The sequence below is a fragment of the Kandleria vitulina DSM 20405 genome (assembly GCF_000702065.1).
Taxonomy (GTDB): domain Bacteria; phylum Bacillota_I; class Bacilli_A; order Erysipelotrichales; family Coprobacillaceae; genus Kandleria; species Kandleria vitulina.
This window is the reverse complement of record NZ_JNKN01000071.1, coordinates 1-1,727: the sequence shown is the minus strand read 5'-3', so window position 1 is coordinate 1,727 and position 1,727 is coordinate 1. Positions and strand designations below refer to the sequence as shown.

The following is a 1,727-nucleotide window of genomic DNA, read 5'->3' as shown; positions in this document are numbered from 1 at the left end:
TAATTACATTATACCAAAAAATGCGTCGGATTTATCCGGCGCATTTTATTTTTGAAAACTAATCCAGATTATCTATCCGGGTCAGCCCCTTTTTTTGATAAGTGAAATAAATTTTCATTGTCAGATAAACGTTGATCTTTATTTTCTATTTGTGAAAGAAACTCAGTACTCCTATTTTTTTTGCATATAATTAAGATGTAAAAAGGAGAAAGAGATATTATGAGAGATCAAAATTTAAAACAATTCCCTGCTCATTTTTTATGGGGAGCATCAACTTCTGCTTATCAGGTAGAAGGTGCTAATTTATCAGATGGAAAAGGTCCTTCATGTCAGGATGTAAAGGAACTCCCAGAAGGCACAGCACCATTGGATATTTGTGCTGATCATTATCACAGATATGAAGAAGATATCAAGCTAATGGCAGAGATGGGCTTTAAGGTTTATCGTTTCTCTATTGCTTGGACAAGAATTTTACCAGAAGGTACTGGAAAAGTGAATCAGAAGGGTATTGATCACTATCATAAAGTGATTGATACATGCTTAAAATATGGTATTGAACCATTGGTTACAATGTTCCATTTTGATATGCCAGATGCATTGGATCAAAGAGGATCTTGGTCTAATCCAGACTCAGTTGAATGGTTCGTAGAATTTGCACGTGTATTATTTGAGAACTACGGTGATAAAGTTAAGTACTGGTTGACTATCAATGAACAGAATATGTTGACATTGGTAGGACCACTCATTGGAACTTTACGTATTCCAGAAGGAACAGATAATGTGTTAAAAGAAACATATCAGCAAAACCACCATATGCTGGTTGCTCAAGCAAAAGCTATGGCGTTATGCCATGAAATCTGTCCACAATCAAAAATCGGTCCTGCTCCTAATATTTCACTTGTTTATCCTGCATCATGTAAGCCAGAAGATGTCTTGGCTGCACAGGAATATAATGCTATTAGAAACTGGCTATATTTAGATATGGCTGTATTTGGTCGCTATAATAATTTAGTATGGCGTTATCTTGAAGAAAATGATGCTACACCTACATTTGCGCCAGGAGATGAGGAAGCATTAAAGAATGCTCATCCTGACTTTATTGGATTTAACTATTATTCAACTGCTACTGTTCAGCATTCAGATATTACTGATGAACTAGATCCAGGTGCTGATCAGCAGACCGCAAGAGGTGAAGCGGGATACTATCGTGGATATCAGAATCCAAATCTTACTAAGACAGAATTTGGATGGGAAATTGACCCATTAGGTTTCCGTGCAAACATGAGAGAAATTTATTCTCGTTATCATTTACCACTTATCGTAACTGAAAATGGATTAGGAGCTTATGATAAATTAGAAGATGGCAAGATTCATGATAATTACCGTATTGCTTATTTAAGAGCACATATTGAACAATTAAAGCTTGCCATTAGCGATGGTGTAGACATGATGGGATATTGCCCATGGTCTGCTATTGATCTTGTTTCTACTCATGAAGGTATTCGTAAAAGATACGGCTTCATTTATGTAGATACAACAGATGAAGAAGTGGGTACATTAAACAGATACAAAAAAGATTCATTCTATTGGTATAAGAAAGTTATTGCTACTAACGGTGAAGATTTATCAGACTAGGGGCTGACCCAGTAAAGTGATTTATGGATAATCACTGAGCTGGACCAGCTCTTTTTTTCTTTCTTTGACTCCCTACAGCCAGATAAAATCTG

General features: G+C 36.0%; 1 protein-coding gene. It reads left to right on the top strand.

What is annotated here, in order from left to right:
- Positions 1-219: 219 nt before the first annotated feature.
- On the top strand, positions 220-1,635 hold the full coding sequence (locus T513_RS0109570; protein ID WP_031589905.1) for a glycoside hydrolase family 1 protein: 1,416 nt from the start codon (positions 220-222) through the stop codon (positions 1,633-1,635).
- Positions 1,636-1,727: the final 92 nt, after the last annotated feature.